Below are 14882 nucleotides of genomic sequence, written 5' to 3'. Positions count from 1 at the left end.
CCAAAACCATGCAAGTCTCTGATTTCTCTTTTCAACTCCCAGATTCTCTAATCGCTCGCCACCCTCTGGCGGAGCGCCGTGCGAGTCGCCTGCTGGTGCTCGATGGAGAGACAGGCGATCTGGCGCATCGCCGCTTTGTCGATCTGCTTGAATATGTGCGGTCCGGCGATCTGATGGTGTTCAACAATACTCGGGTGATTGCTGCGCGTTTGTTTGGGCGCAAGGCGTCTGGCGGCAAGCTTGAGATACTCGTCGAGCGGGTGCTCGACAGTCATCGCGTGCTCGCGCATGTGCGGGCCAGCAAATCTCCCAAGGCCGGAAGCGTAATCGTTCTGGACGGCGGCGGCGAAGCGGTGATGGTGGCACGGCATGATTCGCTGTTCGAGCTGCGCTTCAGCGAAGAAGTGTTGCCATTGCTCGAGCGGGTTGGACACATGCCTTTGCCTCCTTATATAGATCGTGCCGACGAGCAGGCGGACCGGGAACGTTACCAGACCGTCTACGCACAGCATGCCGGAGCCGTTGCGGCACCTACGGCCGGTCTGCATTTCGATACGGCGCTGCTTGCGGCGTTGCGGGACAAGGGCGTGCAAACCGCGTTTGTCACCCTGCATGTCGGCGCCGGGACCTTCCAGCCGGTGCGTGTCGAGCGAATCGAAGATCATCACATGCACCAGGAATGGTTGGAGGTGAGCCAGGAGGTGGTCGATGCGGTGGCTGCCTGCCGCGCGCGAGGTGGCAAAGTCATCGCGGTGGGGACCACCAGCGTGCGGTCGCTGGAAACGGCTGCGCGCAGCGGCGAGCTGCGGCCGTTCAGTGGCGATACCGATATCTTCATCTATCCCGGCAAGCCCTTTAATGTGGTGGACGCGCTGGTAACCAATTTTCATCTGCCAGAGTCCACGCTGTTGATGCTCGTGGCGGCTTTTGCCGGCTATCGCGAAACGATGGCGGCCTATGCCGAGGCGGTGCGGGAGGGCTATCGCTTCTTCAGTTACGGCGACGCCATGTTCATAACGCGCAACCAGGCTGCGCGCGGACCCGAGGAAAACCAATGAGTCGCATCTGTCACATGTCGTTCGAGTTGCTTGCCACCGACGGCAAGGCGCGCCGGGGTCGACTGACGTTTCCCCGTGGAACGGTCGAAACGCCGGCGTTCATGCCGGTGGGTACCTACGGCACGGTCAAGGGCATGCTGCCGCGCGATATCGAAGGTATTGGGGCGCAGATCATACTCGGCAACACGTTTCACCTCTGGCTGCGTCCTGGCACTGAAGTAATCAGGCAGCACGGTGATCTGCACGATTTCATGCAATGGCAGGGGCCGATTCTGACCGACTCCGGTGGCTTTCAGGTGTTCAGCCTGGGGGCGATGCGCAAGATCAAGGAGGAGGGCGTGTATTTCGCATCCCCTGTCGATGGCGCCAAGGTGTTTATGGGACCGGAAGAGTCGATGCAGGTCCAGCGTGAATTGGGATCGGATATCGTCATGATCTTTGACGAGTGCACTCCGTATCCGGCCGACGAGGAGACAGCGCAGCGGTCAATGGAGCTTTCGCTGCGCTGGGCCAAGCGTTCGAAAGTCGCGCATGGCGATAGTCCGGCGGCGTTGTTCGGCATCGTCCAGGGTGGCATGTATGAATCGCTGCGCATGCGCTCTCTGGACGGTCTTTGCGAAATCGGCTTCGACGGTCTGGCGATCGGCGGTTTGTCGGTGGGCGAGCCGAAGGAAGAGATGATTCGTGTGCTCGATTTCCTGCCGCCGCGCATGCCCACGGACAAACCACGTTATCTGATGGGAGTCGGCAAGCCGGAGGATCTCGTCGAAGGCGTTCGTCGTGGCGTCGATATGTTCGACTGCGTGATGCCGACCCGCAACGCGCGCAATGGTCATCTTTTTACCGACACGGGCGTGATCAAGATTCGCAATGCGATTCACCGGCACGACAACTCGCCGCTGGATGCCGGTTGTGATTGCTACACATGCCAGCACTTCTCCCGCGCCTATCTGCATCACCTGGACAAGTGCGGTGAAATGCTCGGTAGCATGCTGAATACAATCCACAATTTGCGACATTATCAGCGTCTGATGGCTGGTTTACGCGACGCTATTCAACAAGGTACATTGGCGGCCTTTGTCGACGCCTTCTATGCCCGACGCGGTATGCCAACGCCGCCGGTTGCATGACAAATTTCTAGAATCCATATCTTAAGCAACAGGAGTGCTACATGAGCTTTCTGATCCCCGTCGCCCATGCCCAGGAGGCTGCTGCTGGTCCTGCCGGTACTGGTTTCGAATGGGTTTTCCTGGTCGGTTTTCTGGTCATCTTCTATCTGATGATCTGGCGTCCTCAGGCCAAGCGCGCAAAAGAGCACAAGAACCTGATTGGCGGTCTGCAGAAGGGCGACGAAGTTGTCACTTCTGGTGGCATCGCAGGCAAAGTCACCAAGGTTGCCGATGACTTCGTGGTAGTCGAGGTGTCCGATAACGTCGAACTGAAGTTCCAGAAAATGGCAATCGCCGCAACGTTGCCAAAAGGCACGCTGAAGGCCATCTGAGCCGAGTTATTCAATACCACGACGGGGCGCGCAAGGCGCCCCGCGTCTTTAAGTGGGCGGCATCATGCTGAACAAGTATCCCCTGTGGAAATATCTGCTGATCCTGGCAGTGCTGGCTATTGGCCTGGTCTATTCCGCACCTAATCTCTATCCCGACGACCCGGCAATTCAGCTTACCGGCGCCAGCACGACGCTAAAGGTCGATCAGTCCGCGCTCGATCGTGCGGTTGGAGCGTTGAAGCAGGCTGGCATTGCGGTGAAAGCCGCCGAGGTTACCGAGAGCGGTGGCTTGCTGCGTCTGGAGCGACTGTCGGACCAGCTGCCGGCCAAGGAAGCCGTGCGCCGGGTCATGGGAGACGACTATGTAGTCGCTCTGAATCTGGCTCCGACGACGCCGCAATGGCTGCGCAATCTGGGCGCCAGTCCGATGAAGCTCGGGCTTGACCTGTCCGGTGGCGTGCATTTCCTCCTCGAGGTTGACATGGAGAAGGCCGTTGCCGCGCGCATGCAAGTCTATGAGGGCGAGGTCAAGGCACTGCTGCGCAAGGAGCGGATTCGTTATCGCAGCCTGCCGTCGCGCGGCGACGCGTTCCAGCTGGGCTTTGCCGACAGCGAAACCCTGGGGCGTGTTCAGGCGCTGGTACGCAAGAACTTCACGGATTTCGAACTGACCAGCACCGAGCGTAGCGGACAGCAGGTTCTGAACGTCGCGTTGACCCAGGCCAAGCTGGCGGAAATTCGCGAGTATTCGATCAAACAGAACCTGACCACCGTGCGTAACAGGGTCAACGAACTGGGCGTCTCCGAGCCGCTGGTCCAGCGTCAGGGCGCCAACCGAATCGTCGTCGAGCTGCCGGGTGTTCAGGATACCGCCGAAGCCAAGCGCATCCTCGGTAAGACGGCGAGCCTCGAGTTCCGTCTCGCCGCCGAGCCCGACGCACCGCGCGCAACTACCGAGTCCTTCGAGTTTCGTGAGCCAGGTCGCCCGGCGGTAGCGCTCGAGCGCAGCCTGATCATTACCGGTGATCAGGTGACTGACGCTCAGGCCAGCTATGACGAAAACGGCCGGCCTCAGGTCAACATTCGTCTCGATGGTCACGGCGGCGATCTGATGAACCGCGCCACCCGCAATAACGTCGGGCGCAGCATGGCGGTCATTTTTATCGAGCAGAAGCCGGTTACCCGCTATGTACGACAGAACGTCGACGGCGTGGAGCAGGAAGTCATGCTGCAGAGCTTCCAGGAAGAGAAGCAGATCATCAGTCTGGCGACTATTCAGTCACCTCTGGGCAGCCAGTTCCGCATTACCGGACTGGACGGACAAGGTGAATCTTCCGAACTGGCGCTGCTGCTGCGCGCCGGTGGGCTCGCGGCGCCGATGTATTTCGCCGAAGAGCGGACCATCGGCCCAAGCCTGGGCGCCGAGAACATCGACAAGGGAATCGAGTCCACCTGGTGGGCGCTGGTCTTCGTGTCGATCTTCGTCATCCTCATCTACAAGTTCTTCGGCGTGCTGGCGACTGTCGCACTGGCGTTCAACCTGGTGCTGCTGGTCGGTCTGATGTCGGTCATCGGTGCCACGCTCACGCTGCCTGGTATCGCCGGTATCGTGCTGACGCTTGGCATGGCGGTGGATGCGAACGTGCTCATCTACTCGCGTATTCGCGAGGAGCTGAAAAATGGGCTTTCGGTTCAGCGTGCGATTCATGAGGGCTTCGATCGCGCGTACTCGGCGATTCTCGACAGTAACCTGACCACCCTGCTGGTCGGCGGGATTCTGTTTGCGCTGGGCTCCGGGCCGATCAAGGGTTTTGCGGTGACGATGTCGCTGGGGATTCTAACCTCATTGTTCACCGCCATCATGTTTACCCGCGGTATGGTCAACCTGATTTTCGGCGGTCGTAACGTCAAGAAGTTGTGGATCTGAGGGCACGACCATGATCAAGAACACCATTCGTTTCATGGCGATCCGCAATATCGCGTTCGCCATCACGGTACTGCTAACTGTTGTCGGCCTGGTGGCGCTTATCGGCAAGGGCCTCAACTTCGGCCTGGATTTTACCGGCGGCACGTTGATCGAGCTGCAGTACGAGCAGCCGGCCGATTTGGAAGTGATCAAGCGTGAACTGGGCCAGGCGGGGTATGCCGATGCGGTGGTTCAGAGTTTCGGTGCGACCACGGATGTACTGATCCGCCTGGCCGGTGATGATCCGCAGTTGGGCAGCAAGATCAGTGCGGCGTTGAAGACCATCGATCCTTCGGCCCGCTTCGAGGTCAAGCGTGTCGAATTCGTCGGCCCCCAGGTAGGCGAGGAGCTGCGCGATCAAGGTGGCCTGGCGATGCTCCTGGCGCTGGGCGGGATCATGGTTTATCTCGCATTCCGCTTCCAGTGGAAGTTTGGGGTCGGGGCGATCGCCTCGCTGGCGCACGACACCATTCTGACGTTGGGTATTCTTGCGTTTTTCGAGATTCCGTTCGACCTGACGGTTCTGGCGGCGGTCCTGGCAATGATCGGTTATTCGCTCAACGACACGATCATCATCTATGACCGGATTCGCGAGAATTTCCGTGTACTGCGCAAGGCGGATCTGATCGAGAACATCGATATCTCGGTTACCCAGACGCTGTTGCGGACGATGGCGACCTCTTTCTCCACGGCGCTCGCGCTCATCGCGTTGCTAGTCTTCGGTGGGGACACGCTGGCCAACTTCGCGCTGGCCCTGCTGATCGGCGTGGTGGTGGGTACCTACTCGTCTGTTTATATCGGGGCAACGGTGTTGGTATGGCTGAAGCTGACTGCCGCCGACCTCATGCCGCCGGCTGCCAGCGAGGTGGATGAGCGACCCTGATCGCGCCACGCATCCTGCGCGCAGCGCGTCTGCATTGGGAAACTTTTTGCGCTCCAGTCTGTCTGATCGGCACAGGCAGGCTGCGCTCTGCAGAAGGAGAGCAAGAAGTGAACAAGTCAATGGTGACAGGGGCGATTCTGGGTGCGGTTGTGGCGACTGCGGGTGGGGCGTTAGCGACCTATAGTCTGGTCGATCGTGAGCCCGAGTTTGCCAAGGTCCTGGCGGTCAAGGCTGTAACGGAGTCCATCAAGACACCCCGCGAGGTCTGTAAGGACGTTGCGGTGACACGGCAGCGCCCTGTTCAGGACCAGCACAAGATCGCCGGTACGGTAATCGGTGCGGTGGCTGGTGGTCTGCTGGGCAACCAGATTGGTGGTGGCAATGGCAAGAAGATCGCCACCGTGGCTGGCGCGGCCGCCGGCGGTTACGCAGGCAACAAGATTCAGGGCAACATGCAGGCTGGCGACACCTATACGACGACGGAAACGCGCTGCGACACCGTGACCGACGTTGAAGATCGTATCGTTGGCTACGACGTTAAGTACGATCTGGCGGGTGAGGTGGGACAGGTCCGTATGGATCGAGAGCCGGGCGACACCATCCCGGTGCGCGATGGCCAGTTGGTGTTGTCGCAACAGTAATTTCAGGTTTAACCCGAAATAAAAAACGCCCCAATCGGGGCGTTTTTTATTCGTCTCAGTCTCAGCGTTTGAGCGATGGTGTCAGGTGAGGCTGGATGGCGGTCAGTACCGCCTTGAAGCACTTGGCGTTGCCTGCCACGATCTGGCCCTTTTCCAGGAATTCGTGACCGCCGGCGAAGTCGCTGACCAGTCCGCCGGCTTCCTGGATCAGCAGGGCTCCGGCTGCCATGTCCCACTCGGAAAGACCGAATTCCCAGAACGCGTCGTAACGGCCGGCCGCCACATAGGCCAGGTCCAGGCTTGCAGCACCTGCGCGGCGGAGGCCGGCGGTCTGTCCGACCAGGCTGCGGAACATGTTCAGGTAGCTGTCGATATTATCCAGCTGGCCGTCACGAAACGGAAAGCCGGTTCCAAGCAGTGCACCCTCCAGGCTCTTGCGCGAACTGACACGCAGGCGGCGACCGTTGAGTGCTGCGCCGCGACCGCGACTGGCGGTGAATTCTTCCTGGCGCACCGGGTCGAGCACCACGGCATGTTCCAGACGGCCACGGTATTTGCAAGCGATGCTCACGGCGTAGTGGGGTACACCACGCAGGAAGTTGGTGGTGCCGTCCAGTGGGTCGATGATCCATAGGTAGTCGCTGCCGTCGCCGCTGCCTTCGAGCAATCCACTTTCTTCGGCGAGAATGCCGTGGCTCGGGTAGGCCTTGCGCAGCGCATTGACGATCACCTGTTCGGCGGCGTGATCGATCTCGCTGACGTAGTCCTTGCTGTCCTTTTCGCTGACCGAGATGACGTCCAGGCGCTCGGTGGAACGGACAATGAGTTCGCCGGCGCTGCGGGCGGCGCGCAGCGCGATATTCAGCATGGGCTGCATGGATCGATACCTGGTCGTTTAAAGAAAGCCGGAAATTCTATCAGGAAAGCCGCCGCGCATGTAGCGGGCGATGCACGGCGTTCGCTGGATGGTTTGCGCCGTGCTGCGGTAAGCTTCGCGTCCGTTTTTTCGCACCGAGAAACCACTGTGTCGCTGCAAAATATCCGTGTGGTGCTGGTCAACACCAGTCATGCCGGCAACATCGGGGGTGCGGCTCGCGCCATGAAGAACATGGGCCTGTCACGCCTGGTGCTGGTCGATCCGGAGGACTTTCCCAGCTCGGATGCGGTGGCCCGAGCTTCCGGTGCCACCGACATACTCGATGAGGCCCAGGTCGTGGCGACACTCGAGGAGGCGCTGGCGGGCTGTACGCTGGTGCTGGGAACGAGCGCGCGCGACCGCCGCATTCCCTGGCCGCTGCTCGACCCGCGCGAATGCGCAAGAGCAAGTCTTGAGCGGGCTGAGCAGGGCGGTGAGGTGGCCCTGGTGTTCGGTCGTGAATATGCTGGACTCACCAACGAGGAGCTGCAGCGCTGTCATTTTCACGTGCACATTCCCTCCAGTCCGGAATTCAGCTCGCTGAACCTGGCCGCCGCGGTGCAGGTGCTGACCTATGAGGTGCGCATGGCATGGCTCGCCGCACAGGGACAGCCCACCAAGATGGAAAAGCTCGAAACCACGGCGATGCTCGATGTCCAGCCTGTCACGGCGGACGAGCTTGAGCACTATTTCGGTCACCTAGAGCAGACGTTAATCGAGATCGGCTTCCTCGATCCTGCCAAGCCTCGCCATCTAATGCCGCGTCTGCGTCGGCTTTACGGGCGCAGTGGCATCAGCAAGCTGGAAATGAATATTCTGCGCGGTATTCTCACCGAGACACAGAAGGCTGTTCGCGGTGAGCCCCACAAGCGGAGGCAGGAATAAATGTTCGAACGCATGCGCGAAGACATCCAGAGCGTATTTCATCGCGACCCGGCTGCGCGTAACTCGCTGGAGGTCGTTACCTGCTATCCGGGCCTGCACGCGATCTGGATCCACCGTTTTTCGCACTGGCTTTGGGTGCGCGAATGGAAGCTGCTGGCGCGTATGAGCTCGAACTTGGGGCGTTGGCTCACCGGCATCGAGATTCATCCGGGGGCACGTATCGGTCGGCGCTTCTTCATTGATCACGGCATGGGGATCGTGATCGGCGAGACAGCCGAGATCGGCGACGATGTCACGCTCTATCACGGCGTCACGCTAGGTGGTACCAGCTGGAACAAGGGCAAGCGCCATCCGACGTTGGAGGATGGGGTGATCGTCGGTGCTGGCGCCAAGATTCTCGGGCCATTTACGGTGGGCGCTGGCGCCAAGATCGGCTCGAATGCCGTGGTAACTCGGGCAGTGCCGGCTGGGGCGACCGCGGTGGGCATTCCGGGGCGCATCATCGTGAAGTCGGATGACGAGCAGGAAGCAAAGCGCAAGGCAATCGCCGAAAAGATCGGCTTCGATGCGTACGGTGTCAGCGGCGACATGCCGGATCCTGTTGCGCGTGCGATCGGCCAGCTGCTCGATCACGTTCAGGCGGTGGAAGACCGTCTGGAAGGCATGTGTGGGGCTCTCAAGGCCCTGGGGAGCGACTATTGCGCTGAGGACCTGCCGCAGCTGCGCGAGGAGGACTTCACGGAGGTCAAGGCGGCCGAGGAGGATGTCCCGCGCTCTTGATGCGAGGGGTGGTGGGCAGCTGCTATCATGCCGGCCGTTCTGGCGTGACTGCCCGGTCCACTTTCCGCTGACCCGGATGGTACGGCCAATTCCTGAGTAATTTAATGGGTCATATAGTTGACCTAAATACTCGGAAATAGCATAATCGCATCCAAACCGTGATGCTTGGTGCAAGCCGATGCGATTGACCACTAAAGGCCGTTATGCCGTGACCGCCATGCTCGATCTAGCGCTACATGCGCAGCATGGACCGGTTTCTCTCGCCGATATTTCGGAGCGGCAGGGGATTTCGCTTTCCTATCTCGAACAGCTGTTCGCCAAGTTGCGGCGCGGCAGTCTGGTCACCAGTGTGCGTGGGCCTGGTGGCGGCTATCAGCTCTCGCGTGACATGGCGGGTATCCAGGTCGCCCAGGTGATCGATGCTGTCAATGAATCGGTCGACGCCACGCGCTGCCAGGGGCTCGGAGGCTGTCATTCCGGAGATACCTGTCTGACTCACCATCTATGGTGCGATCTGAGCCAGCAGATACACGAATTTCTAAGCAGCATCAGCCTGGCTGATCTAGTAAAGCGCCAGGATGTGCAGCAGGTTGCCCTGCGCCAAGACATGCGTCGTGCCAACGGTGCCTCACCGCAGCTGGATAAGATCGAAGCGTCCGCCATCGAATGAGTCGGACGACCGCCTGATTAGGAGACAAGCGAATGAAATTGCCGATTTACCTGGATTATTCCGCCACTACTCCGGTTGATCCCCGCGTTGCCGCGAAGATGATCGAATGCCTGACTATCGATGGCAATTTCGGCAACCCGGCTTCCCGCTCGCATGCCTTTGGCTGGCGCGCCGAAGAAGCAGTAGAGAATGCTCGTCGTCAGGTGGCAGAGCTGGTGAATGCTGATCCCCGTGAAATTGTCTGGACATCCGGTGCTACCGAGTCGGACAACCTTGCGATCAAGGGTGTGGCGCATTTCTATGCCAGCAAAGGTAAGCACATCGTCACCACCAAGATCGAGCACAAGGCGGTTTTGGATACCACTCGCCAGCTAGAACGCGAAGGCTTCGTGGTGACCTACATCGAGCCGGGCGAGGACGGCATCATCACGCCGGCGATGGTTGAGGCGGCGCTGCGCGAGGACACCATCCTGGTGTCGGTGATGCATGTGAACAACGAGATTGGCACCATTAACGATATCGCCGCCATTGGCGAACTGACCCGTGCCCGCGGCGTTCTTTTCCATGTTGATGCCGCGCAGTCTACCGGTAAGGTCGAGATCGATCTGGAGGCTATGAAGGTCGATCTGATGTCGTTCTCGGCACACAAGACCTACGGGCCGAAGGGCGTGGGTGCGCTTTATGTGCGTCGCAAGCCGCGGGTGCGCCTCGAGGCGCAGATGCATGGTGGTGGACATGAGCGCGGCATGCGCTCCGGTACGCTGGCGACCCATCAGCTGGTTGGGATGGGCGAAGCCTTCCGCGTTGCCAAGGAGGAGATGGTCCAGGAACGCGAACATATTCGCGCCTTGCGCGACCGTTTTTTCAGGCAGGTCGAGCATCTGGAAGAGTTGTATGTGAATGGCAGCATGACCGCCCGGGTGCCACACAACCTCAACCTCAGCTTCAACTATGTGGAAGGCGAGTCGTTGATCATGGCGCTCAAGGACCTGGCAGTGTCATCCGGTTCTGCCTGTACCTCCGCATCGCTCGAGCCCTCTTACGTGTTGCGCGCATTGGGGCGCAACGACGAACTGGCGCACAGCTCGATTCGCTTCACCTTCGGTCGTTTCACCACGGAGGAGGAAGTCGATTACGCAGCACAGAAGGTCAGCGAAGCGGTAACCAAATTGCGTGAGCTGTCCCCCCTGTGGGACATGTTCAAAGACGGTGTCGATATTTCCAAGGTCGAGTGGCAGGCCCACTGAGCCGTCGGCTCCGCAACGCTTGATTCAGAGAGGATTGCATCATGGCTTACAGTGAAAAGGTCATTGACCACTACGAAAATCCGCGTAACGTCGGCAAGTTCGACGCCGAGGATCCGAACATCGGCACCGGCATGGTCGGCGCGCCGGCATGCGGCGACGTGATGCGGCTGCAGATCAAGGTCAACGAGCAGGGCATCATCGAAGACGCCAAGTTCAAGACCTATGGCTGTGGATCGGCCATCGCCTCCAGCTCCCTCGCTACCGAGTGGATGAAGGGCAAGACGCTGGAAGAGGCAGAAACCATCAAGAACACCCAGCTCGCCGAAGAGCTGGCACTCCCGCCGGTGAAGATTCACTGCTCGGTACTTGCCGAAGACGCGATCAAAGCTGCCGTGCGCGACTATCGCGAGAAGAAAGGCCTGCTCTAAAGGAGGTTTGTCGATGGCTATCACCATGACCGAAGCCGCGGCCCAGCATGTCAATCGTTCGTTGCAGGGGCGTGGAAAGGGCGTAGGCGTGCGGCTGGGCGTCAGGACCACCGGCTGCTCCGGGTTGGCCTATGTGCTGGAATTCGTCGATGAAACCAGCGCTGACGATGCGGTGTTCGAAAGTCATGGCGTCAAGGTCATCATCGATCCGAAAAGCCTCGTTTATCTTGACGGCACCGAGCTCGATTTCGTCCGCGAAGGGCTCAACGAAGGCTTTAAGTTCAATAACCCCAACGTGCGTGGCGAATGCGGCTGCGGCGAGAGCTTCAATATCTGAGGACGCTGTGGGCAATCCCTGTCATTACGCGCTTTTCGATCTGCAGCCGGAGTTCGATCTCGATCTGAACGACCTTTCGGAGCGCTATCGAAACCTGGCGCGCCAGGTTCACCCCGATCGTTTTGCCGACGCCGGCGAGTCCGAGCAGCGCCAGGCGCTGGAGCGCTCGGCCAATCTCAACGAGGCATACCAGACGCTCAAGTCGCCGGCCCGGCGAGCGCGTTATCTGTTGAGTCTGCAGGGACACGACCTGCCTCTTGAAGCCACCGTGCAGGACCCGACATTCCTCATGCAGCAGATGCACTGGCGCGAAGAGCTGGAGGCGCTGCATGAGCAGGTCGACCTCCCGGGGATCGCAACTTTCAAGGTGCGCCTCAGGGATGCCCAGCGCGCGCTGGATGAGCGCTTCGCGCAGATCTGGCGTGATGCTTCAGCGCGTGAAGAGGCCGAGCGCCTAGTGCGACGCATGCAGTTTCTCGACAAGCTGTCCCAGGAAGTGCGCGAACTCGAAGAGCGCCTCGACGATTAACCTTCGCGTGGCGCCTGGCGCTGCGCTCGACATCAGACAGATATGGCCTTACTTCAGATTGCCGAGCCCGGACAAAGCCCTCAGCCTCACCAGCGACGCCTTGCCGTCGGAATAGATCTGGGCACCACCAATTCGCTGGTAGCAGCTCTGCGCAGTGGTGTTACGGCACCGCTGGCGGATGCCGATGGGCGGGTAATACTGCCTTCGGTGGTGCGCTACCACGCCGACCGCGTCGAAGTGGGGCGCGCCGCCAAGGCCGCTGCAGCGAGCGACCCGTTCAACACCATTAGCTCGGTCAAGCGCCTTATGGGGCGTGGCCTTGCCGATGTGAAACAGTTGGGTGAGCAGCTCCCCTATCACTTCAGCGGTGGCGAGTCGCAGATGCCGTTCATCGAGACGGTGCAGGGGCCCAAGAGTCCGGTAGAAATTTCCGCGGAGATATTGCGAGCACTGCGCGAGCGTGCCGAGGCGACGCTCGGCGGAGAGCTGGTGGGTGCGGTGATCACGGTGCCGGCGTACTTCGACGACGCGCAACGCCAGGCTACCAAAGATGCGGCGCGACTGGCCGGGCTGAATGTTTTGCGTCTGCTCAACGAGCCGACCGCTGCGGCGGTCGCCTATGGTCTCGATCGACAGGCCGAAGGTGTGGTCGCGATCTACGATCTGGGTGGCGGTACGTTCGATATTTCCATTCTTCGCCTGACCAAGGGTGTGTTCGAAGTGCTGGCCACCGGTGGTGATACCGCCTTGGGCGGTGACGATTTCGATCATGCCGTGGCCGGGTGGATTCTCGATCAGGCCGGCATATCCGGTGACCTTGAGCCGGGTGCGCAGCGCGAGCTGCTGAAGATTGCCTGTGCCGCGAAGGAGCATCTAAGTGATACCGATAGCACGCCGATCAGCTATGCGGGCTGGCAAGGGCAGTTGGATCGGGCGACCTTCGATGCGCTGATCGAGCCGATGGTTGCGCGCAGCCTCAAGGCCTGTCGGCGCGCGGTGCGCGATTCCGCCGTCGAGCCGGGTGAAGTCAATGCAGTCGTCATGGTCGGCGGTTCGACTCGCGTTCCTCTGGTGCGCAGTCTGGTTGGACAGTTGTTCGGTCGCGAGCCGCTGACCGATATCGATCCGGATGAAGTGGTAGCAATCGGTGCTGCGATTCAGGCCGAAACGCTAGCTGGCAATAATCGTGACGGCAATGAATTGCTGCTGCTCGACGTGATTCCATTGTCGCTGGGGCTGGAGACGATGGGCGGGCTGATGGAAAAGATCATCCCGCGCAACACCACCATTCCGGTTGCACGCGCCCAGGACTTCACCACTTATAAAGATGGCCAGACGGCCATGATGATTCACGTGCTGCAGGGTGAGCGCGAACTGATCGCCGACTGCCGTTCGCTGGCGCGCTTCGAGCTGCGCGGCATTCCACCGATGGTGGCGGGGGCGGCGAAGATCCGTGTGACGTTTCAGGTCGACGCCGACGGGTTGCTGAGTGTTTCTGCGCGCGAGTTGACCTCGGGCGTTGAGGCGAGCATTCAGGTCAAGCCATCCTACGGGCTCACGGACGGCGAAATTGCGCGCATGCTTGAAGACTCCTTCCGCAAGGCTGGTGAGGACAAGCAGGCCCGCGCCCTGCGCGAACAGCTGGTTGATGCCCAGCGGCTGCTGGAGGCTGTGGAGGCGGCGCTGGCGGCTGATGGCGAGCGGCTGCTGAGTGCTGAGGAGCGCGAAGCCATCGAAGAGCAGATGAATGCGCTGCGCGCGCTGCTCGACAGTCAGGACGGCGTTGCGATCGAGCGTCAGAGCAAGCGACTCAGCCATATCACCGATGCCTTCGCTGCGCGTCGACTGGATTCAACCGTCAAGGCCGCGCTGGCCGGACGACGGCTCAACGATATCGAGGAATGACCCAGATGCCGCAGATCATCTTTCTGCCCAATGCCGAACACTGCCCAGAGGGCGCCGTGATCGAGGCACAAGTCGGCGAAACCGTACTGGATGCTGCGCTGCGCAACGGCATCGATATCGAGCACGCCTGCGAGAAGTCTTGTGCCTGTACCACATGTCACGTCGTGATCCGCGAGGGTTTCTCCAGTCTGGAACCATCCGACGAGCTCGAGGACGATATGCTGGACAAGGCCTGGGGGCTGGAGCCGACCTCGCGTCTGTCTTGTCAGGCAGTGGTCGACAAGGCCGATCTGGTCGTGGAAATCCCTAAATACACCATCAACCAGGTTTCCGAAGGGCATTGAGGCGAGGGCGTCATTCATGAGTCTGCATTGGACCGATGTGCTGGATATCGCCATCGAGCTGGCCGAAGCGCGGCCTGAAGTCGATCCGCGCTACGTGAACTTCGTCGAGCTGCATCGCTGGGTGCTGGATCTACCGGATTTTTCCGACGACCCACAGCGTGGCGGCGAGAAAGTGCTGGAAGCCATCCAGGCCGCCTGGATCGAAGAAGCGCAGTAACCAACGACTCTATCGGGGCTCCGATACGGCTTCGCTCGAACGCCTAGCTGCCGACTACTCTTATGTTTTGACCCGAACCCGCGTATGATTCGCGGGTTTATTCGTTCGCTTTAACCCATCAGTTTTGGAGTCCTTACATGGCCCTGCAACGCACCTTCTCCATCATCAAACCCGATGCCGTCGCCAAGAACGTGATTGGCGAAATCACCACCCGTTTCGAGAAGGCCGGCCTGCGCGTCGTCGCTTCCAAGATGGTTCAGCTGTCCGAGCGTGAAGCTGCTGGCTTCTACGCCGAGCACAGCGAGCGTGGCTTCTTCAAGGATCTGGTTGCTTTCATGACTTCCGGTCCGGTCATCGTTCAGGTTCTGGAAGGTGAGAATGCCATTGCCAAGAACCGCGAGCTGATGGGCGCCACCAATCCGAAAGAAGCCGCCGCGGGCACCATCCGCGCTGACTTCGCTGTCTCCATTGACGAGAACGCTGTGCACGGTTCCGACTCGGAAGCCTCCGCCGCACGCGAGATCGCCTACTTCTTCGCGGCCACCGAAGTGTGCGCACGCATTCGCTGATCGAGC

The 14882-nt window shown here is 60.2% G+C and carries 18 protein-coding genes; 17 read left to right on the top strand and 1 reads right to left on the bottom strand.

Going from position 1 to position 14882, the window contains the following annotated elements:
- Positions 1-8: 8 nt before the first annotated feature.
- From queA to U8L64_RS10545, 6 genes are all read left to right on the top strand, one after another.
- Positions 9-1058, top strand: coding sequence for a tRNA preQ1(34) S-adenosylmethionine ribosyltransferase-isomerase QueA (gene queA / locus U8L64_RS10570; RefSeq protein ID WP_054093813.1), 1050 nt, complete (start codon positions 9-11; stop codon positions 1056-1058).
- Positions 1059-1072: 14 nt separating this feature from the next.
- Complete coding sequence (tgt, locus tag U8L64_RS10565) at positions 1073-2188, top strand: tRNA guanosine(34) transglycosylase Tgt (RefSeq protein WP_175415081.1); 1116 nt, start codon at positions 1073-1075, stop codon at positions 2186-2188.
- 41 nt (positions 2189-2229) lie between these two features.
- Entirely contained in the window at positions 2230-2559 is a 330-nt protein-coding gene (gene yajC / locus U8L64_RS10560; protein ID WP_043296158.1) for a preprotein translocase subunit YajC, read from the top strand.
- A gap of 64 nt (positions 2560-2623) precedes the next feature.
- The gene (gene secD, locus U8L64_RS10555) at positions 2624-4486 is read left to right on the top strand and encodes a protein translocase subunit SecD (RefSeq protein ID WP_043296160.1); all 1863 of its coding nucleotides are present in this window, start codon (positions 2624-2626) and stop codon (positions 4484-4486) included.
- A 13-nt stretch (positions 4487-4499) separates the two neighbouring features.
- On the top strand, positions 4500-5408 hold the full coding sequence (gene secF / locus U8L64_RS10550) for a protein translocase subunit SecF (protein WP_175415082.1): 909 nt from the start codon (positions 4500-4502) through the stop codon (positions 5406-5408).
- 107 nt (positions 5409-5515) lie between these two features.
- Positions 5516-6049 (top strand): glycine zipper 2TM domain-containing protein, encoded by a 534-nt coding sequence (locus U8L64_RS10545; protein WP_043296162.1) that lies wholly within the window; start codon positions 5516-5518, stop codon positions 6047-6049.
- Between the two features lie 61 nt (positions 6050-6110).
- Here U8L64_RS10545 and suhB read toward each other — a convergent pair whose 3' ends face one another.
- Entirely contained in the window at positions 6111-6926 is an 816-nt protein-coding gene (gene suhB, locus U8L64_RS10540; RefSeq protein ID WP_333397043.1) for a type III secretion system regulator SuhB, read from the bottom strand.
- 147 nt (positions 6927-7073) lie between these two features.
- Here suhB and trmJ point away from each other — a divergent pair, with 147 nt between their 5' ends.
- The 11 genes from trmJ to ndk all read left to right on the top strand — a co-directional run bounded on the left by trmJ (position 7074) and on the right by ndk (position 14876).
- A complete protein-coding gene (trmJ, locus tag U8L64_RS10535; RefSeq protein WP_054093816.1) occupies positions 7074-7850 on the top strand; it encodes a tRNA (cytosine(32)/uridine(32)-2'-O)-methyltransferase TrmJ in 777 nt (258 codons plus the stop codon).
- Complete coding sequence (gene cysE / locus U8L64_RS10530; RefSeq protein WP_054093817.1) at positions 7851-8630, top strand: serine O-acetyltransferase; 780 nt, start codon at positions 7851-7853, stop codon at positions 8628-8630.
- Between the two features lie 178 nt (positions 8631-8808).
- Positions 8809-9300: a Fe-S cluster assembly transcriptional regulator IscR gene (iscR, locus tag U8L64_RS10525; protein WP_043296168.1), complete on the top strand. Its 492-nt coding sequence runs from the start codon at positions 8809-8811 to the stop codon at positions 9298-9300.
- Between the two features lie 32 nt (positions 9301-9332).
- Positions 9333-10547: an IscS subfamily cysteine desulfurase gene (locus tag U8L64_RS10520; RefSeq protein WP_333397037.1), complete on the top strand. Its 1215-nt coding sequence runs from the start codon at positions 9333-9335 to the stop codon at positions 10545-10547.
- Positions 10548-10588: 41 nt separating this feature from the next.
- The gene (iscU, locus tag U8L64_RS10515; RefSeq protein WP_043296172.1) at positions 10589-10975 is read left to right on the top strand and encodes a Fe-S cluster assembly scaffold IscU; all 387 of its coding nucleotides are present in this window, start codon (positions 10589-10591) and stop codon (positions 10973-10975) included.
- A gap of 13 nt (positions 10976-10988) precedes the next feature.
- Positions 10989-11312 (top strand): iron-sulfur cluster assembly protein IscA, encoded by a 324-nt coding sequence (gene iscA / locus U8L64_RS10510; RefSeq protein WP_333397034.1) that lies wholly within the window; start codon positions 10989-10991, stop codon positions 11310-11312.
- 7 nt (positions 11313-11319) lie between these two features.
- Positions 11320-11841, top strand: a complete 522-nt coding sequence (hscB, locus tag U8L64_RS10505) for a co-chaperone HscB (RefSeq protein WP_333397031.1) — start codon at positions 11320-11322, stop codon at positions 11839-11841.
- Between the two features lie 42 nt (positions 11842-11883).
- Positions 11884-13746: a Fe-S protein assembly chaperone HscA gene (gene hscA / locus U8L64_RS10500; RefSeq protein WP_156716446.1), complete on the top strand. Its 1863-nt coding sequence runs from the start codon at positions 11884-11886 to the stop codon at positions 13744-13746.
- Positions 13747-13751: 5 nt separating this feature from the next.
- Positions 13752-14090 (top strand): ISC system 2Fe-2S type ferredoxin, encoded by a 339-nt coding sequence (gene fdx, locus U8L64_RS10495; RefSeq protein WP_043296399.1) that lies wholly within the window; start codon positions 13752-13754, stop codon positions 14088-14090.
- Positions 14091-14106: 16 nt separating this feature from the next.
- Entirely contained in the window at positions 14107-14307 is a 201-nt protein-coding gene (gene iscX, locus U8L64_RS10490) for a Fe-S cluster assembly protein IscX (protein WP_043296180.1), read from the top strand.
- Between the two features lie 137 nt (positions 14308-14444).
- Positions 14445-14876, top strand: a complete 432-nt coding sequence (gene ndk / locus U8L64_RS10485) for a nucleoside-diphosphate kinase (protein WP_003288300.1) — start codon at positions 14445-14447, stop codon at positions 14874-14876.
- The last annotated feature ends 6 nt before the right edge of the window (positions 14877-14882 follow it).

The sequence above is a fragment of the Pseudomonas sp. FIP_A4 genome (assembly GCF_036701605.1).
Classification (GTDB): Bacteria; Pseudomonadota; Gammaproteobacteria; order Pseudomonadales; family Pseudomonadaceae; genus Stutzerimonas; species Stutzerimonas phenolilytica.
This window is presented reverse-complemented; position numbering and strand designations above follow the sequence as displayed.

Coding starts and splice junctions, on each gene's coding strand:
- queA (WP_054093813.1), top strand. CDS start 9: ATGCAAGTCTCTGATTTCTCTTTTCAACTCCCAGATTCTCTAATCGCT.
- tgt (WP_175415081.1), top strand. CDS start 1,073: ATGTCGTTCGAGTTGCTTGCCACCGACGGCAAGGCGCGCCGGGGTCGA.
- yajC (WP_043296158.1), top strand. CDS start 2,230: ATGAGCTTTCTGATCCCCGTCGCCCATGCCCAGGAGGCTGCTGCTGGT.
- secD (WP_043296160.1), top strand. CDS start 2,624: ATGCTGAACAAGTATCCCCTGTGGAAATATCTGCTGATCCTGGCAGTG.
- suhB (WP_333397043.1), bottom strand. CDS start 6,926: ATGCAGCCCATGCTGAATATCGCGCTGCGCGCCGCCCGCAGCGCCGGC.
- cysE (WP_054093817.1), top strand. CDS start 7,851: ATGTTCGAACGCATGCGCGAAGACATCCAGAGCGTATTTCATCGCGAC.
- iscR (WP_043296168.1), top strand. CDS start 8,809: ATGCGATTGACCACTAAAGGCCGTTATGCCGTGACCGCCATGCTCGAT.
- U8L64_RS10520 (WP_333397037.1), top strand. CDS start 9,333: ATGAAATTGCCGATTTACCTGGATTATTCCGCCACTACTCCGGTTGAT.
- iscU (WP_043296172.1), top strand. CDS start 10,589: ATGGCTTACAGTGAAAAGGTCATTGACCACTACGAAAATCCGCGTAAC.
- iscA (WP_333397034.1), top strand. CDS start 10,989: ATGGCTATCACCATGACCGAAGCCGCGGCCCAGCATGTCAATCGTTCG.
- hscA (WP_156716446.1), top strand. CDS start 11,884: ATGGCCTTACTTCAGATTGCCGAGCCCGGACAAAGCCCTCAGCCTCAC.
- fdx (WP_043296399.1), top strand. CDS start 13,752: ATGCCGCAGATCATCTTTCTGCCCAATGCCGAACACTGCCCAGAGGGC.
- iscX (WP_043296180.1), top strand. CDS start 14,107: ATGAGTCTGCATTGGACCGATGTGCTGGATATCGCCATCGAGCTGGCC.
- ndk (WP_003288300.1), top strand. CDS start 14,445: ATGGCCCTGCAACGCACCTTCTCCATCATCAAACCCGATGCCGTCGCC.